The organism is Lactobacillus xujianguonis (assembly GCF_004009905.1).
Classification (GTDB): domain Bacteria; phylum Bacillota; class Bacilli; order Lactobacillales; family Lactobacillaceae; genus Lactobacillus; species Lactobacillus xujianguonis.
In genome coordinates this window covers 1-3,782 of the sequence record NZ_ML136877.1, presented here as the reverse complement: position 1 = coordinate 3,782, position 3,782 = coordinate 1, and the positions used below count along the sequence as shown (strand labels likewise).

Annotated in this window: 3 protein-coding genes; all 3 read left to right on the top strand. The window is 36.5% G+C overall.

The window, feature by feature from the left end; all coding sequences use genetic code 11:
• The first annotated feature begins 152 nt into the window (after positions 1 to 152).
• A complete protein-coding gene (locus EJK17_RS04030; protein WP_103662706.1) occupies positions 153 to 1,184 on the top strand; it encodes a lactonase family protein in 1,032 nt (343 codons plus the stop codon).
• A gap of 80 nt (positions 1,185 to 1,264) precedes the next feature.
• Positions 1,265 to 1,993 (top strand): TVP38/TMEM64 family protein, encoded by a 729-nt coding sequence (locus tag EJK17_RS04025; RefSeq protein ID WP_127796229.1) that lies wholly within the window; start codon positions 1,265 to 1,267, stop codon positions 1,991 to 1,993.
• A 97-nt stretch (positions 1,994 to 2,090) separates the two neighbouring features.
• On the top strand, positions 2,091 to 3,782 hold a 1,692-nt coding region (locus EJK17_RS04020; protein WP_127796228.1), incomplete at its 3' end, for an IS1182 family transposase.

The window sequence follows — 3,782 nt, the reverse complement described above, 5'->3', positions numbered from 1 at the left end:
AGATCAGACTCTTTTCTATTATTACTATTTACAAGTCGAGTCTAACAAGATTGGACTTTTTTATTAACTAAAACGATTTAACTAGCACCACGCGTATAATAATATAATATAAAGGATTTAACTTATTCGATTCAACGAAGGGACTGAACTAGATGAAAGTTTTAATTGGAGGCTACACTAAAAACGCTTCTGAAGGAATTTATTCTTTGCCATTCAGCGATCAAGATGAGCAAGCTCGCTTGGGCCAAGCTAAAAATATCATCAAAATTGCTGGACCAACTTATTTTCAAAAAGATGGTGATTTATTATTTGCCATTGATAAACCAAATGATCAAGAAGGCGGAATTAGTGTCTTTAAGTTAAGTAATGAACGATACGAAAAAGTAGATACTTTTCTCACTCCTGGCTCATCTCCAGCTTATGTAGGAATTAATCCTCAAAAGCATTTACTCTATACTGCTAACTACCACACTGGAATCATTTCCGTCTTCCGCTATAATGAGGCCGGTAAATTAACTTTACTTGATACTGATACTCATACTGCTAAGACTTTAGGTCCACGTCCAGAACAAGTAGATGGTGCTCACCCTCACTTTTTTGATGAAACTCCAGCTGGAAATTTAGTTTGCTGTGATTTAGGCAACGATACGGTGGATTTCTATCGTTTAAATGCTGATAACAAGTTAGAACATCTTGCTACTTACCACAATGAAGCAGGCTTTGGCACACGTCACATTGTCTTTAGCAAAGATGGCCACTACTTCTATGTTGCTGGTGAATTATCAAGCAAAATTAATGTTGTTAAGTTTGATGAAAATAGCTGGGAATTCGAAAATATTGCCACTTATTCAACTATTCCAGTAGATTGGGATCAACATAATAGCGCTGCCGCAATTCGAATCAGTAGTGACGGCCGATTTATTTATGTTTCTAATCGTGGTAATGACACTTTAACTGTCTTTGCAGTTAAATCAGATCACACTTTAAAATTAATTCAACGAATCTCTGTCTTCGGTGAATTTCCACGTGACTTCAATTGGGATAAATCAGAAAAATATGTGGTTGTGGCCAACCAAAATACTAATAATGCGACCCTTTATTTACGTAACAGTGAAGATGGGATGTTGACTCCAATTCAACATGATATTGCAGTGCCTGAAGGAACTCGCGTCGTTTTTGATTAAAGTTCTAGCAATACCATATTTGGTATTGCTTTTTTGATAGGGTAAAATATAAGTAGGAACTTTTAAGGCAGGAGGACTTCATGAAAAGAAAAATCATTCGCATTATGTTATTTGTCCTGGGTGTATTACTAGGACTACTGCTGCTTTACCACTTATATTTAAGCTATTTACCGGAATTAAAATTATTAATTCACTTTAATCCACATAACGAAGCGCTTTTAGTTAAGATGGTCAGAAGCCATGGTATCGAAGACCTAGCCCTACTCTTTATCTTGAATGCCATTTGTGTTGCGATCCCTGGTTTATCAAACGGAATCTTTTGTGTGTTGAACGGGATTTTATATGGGCCAGCTTTCGGCTTTGTCGTCAACTGGCTGGGTGATATTTTAGGTCAAGTAATTTTAATGAATTTACTGCAAAAATTATACAATCCCGAAAAATTAACTCATAGTAAGATTTATCACTTATTGACCAACCAAAAATTCCCACAAGTTGGTTTAACAGTAGGGTATATGCTTCCTTTCATCCCTAGTGCGTCAGTTAGCTATGCTAATTTATTAATTAACAAACCAACTAAATCGCGCATGTTACCAATTTTGATTGGAACAGTCCCATTTGCCTACCTTTATGCTTACGGTGGTGACTCAATCTTACACTTGAACGCTGAGCGTTTAATTAAGACAGTTATTTTCATCGTCGCCATTGCCGCTCTTGCTATTGCATTTTTATTGATCGAAAAAGAAATTAAAGAACATACTAAAAAAGTGCCTGGGAAAAAACTAATTCCTAGACTGAAAAAAGAACGATGAAATCCAAAATGGAGATCATCGTTCTTTTTCTGTACTTTAATAGTCTTCCTTGATATTATTGAATCACCACAAAACAAAAATGAAAGAAGGCTTATTAATGTATCAAAATTATATCACAGGTCAAACTGCTTTAACACTCAATTTAGACTTTACTATTCCGAATAATCACCTGGCAACGGTAATTGGTTGGTTCGTTGACTCTATTCCAGAAGATGTCTTACTGGGTGAACCTTCCAAAACTGGTCGTCCAGCCTACCATCCAGCCATGATGCTTAAGATTTTGCTTTTTGCTTATTCCAGAAGAGTATTCTCAGGTCGAAAGATTGAATTAATGCTAGAAGAAAATTTGCCAATGATGGTGTTGGCAGAGCATCAAAAAATCTCTTACCATACTATCAATAACTTCAGGTCTAGCGATCATGCCAATGAGCTGATCAAGAAAAGTTTTCTCTACTTTACCAACTTATTGGAACAAGAAGGCCTCATTAACGAAGGGGCGATCTTTATTGATGGTACTAAAATTGAAGCTGATGCCAATCGTTATACTTTTGTTTGGCGCAAAGCAGTTGAAAAGTTCCATGAAAAATTGAAAGGTCAAGCCGTTGAACTTTATGATAAACTGATTGCCAAAGAAGTTGTTAAAGCAATGGCTCAAGAGAAAGTCCAAACTAGTCAAGGTCTAGCAGAACTAGCTCAAGAAACAGAAGCTGAAATTAAAAAGCTGACAGAAGAAATTGAGCACGAACCTAAAGTTATTCCCGGTGGTTCACCTAAAAAAGTCAGAAGACGCGGTCTTAAAAAGTTGCTTCACAAATTGAGTAACGATTACGTGCCTCGAATGGAAAAATATGAGGAGGCAGAAAGAATTTTCGCCGGACGTAATAGTTATTCTAAGACAGATCATGATGCGACTTTTATGCATATGAAAGAAGATCATATGAAGAATGGACAACTTAAGCCGGGTTACAATATTCAAGCTGCCACAACTGATCAATACGTAGTTGATTTTGCTTTGTATCCTAATCCAAATGACTTCAAGACATTGGAGCCATTTTTAAAGCAGATGAAAACATTAGATAAGTTTGACAAGATTGTCGCCGATGCTGGTTACGGTAGTGAATATAACTACTCAATGTTGGAAGAAAAGTATTCCGACAAAGAATACTTTATTCCTTACACTATGTATGAAAAGGAACAAACCAAGAAATATAAAAAAGATCCAACTAAACTGGCTAACTGGTTCTATGATGAAAAGGATGATTATTATCTAGATCAGAATGGCGTTAGATTCAACTTCGAATATTATAGCCAACGTAAAGATCGCTCAACTGGTCAGGTTCGTGATTTTAAGGTTTACGAAGCAGATGAATTTCAAACAACGCCTGAATTAGAACGTTTGGCTAAAACCAAAAGCGGCCGGCAAAGACAAGTGCGCTATAATCCTAACTGGCAATATTTAAAAGAAAAAGCAAAGGAAGTTCTCCAAAGTCCGCAAGGCAGGCACATCTACAGTATGAGAAAGTATGATGTTGAGCCAATTTTCGGACACTTGAAGAACGTCTTTGGCATGCGTCGAACCCATTTAAGAAGTAAAAAGAAAGTTGAAACGGATGTCGGAATAGCCTTCATGATGATGAATTTAAGTAAATATTGGAACAGAAGATGGTCCAAGGACCAGTCTTCTTTATGCAAAAATAAAAAGGACAGAAAAAGACGGTCAACCAACTCAAAATCAAGAGTTGGATTGATCGTCTTTTGGTATCTGAGAGTTAGTTTTTTCCCAGACACT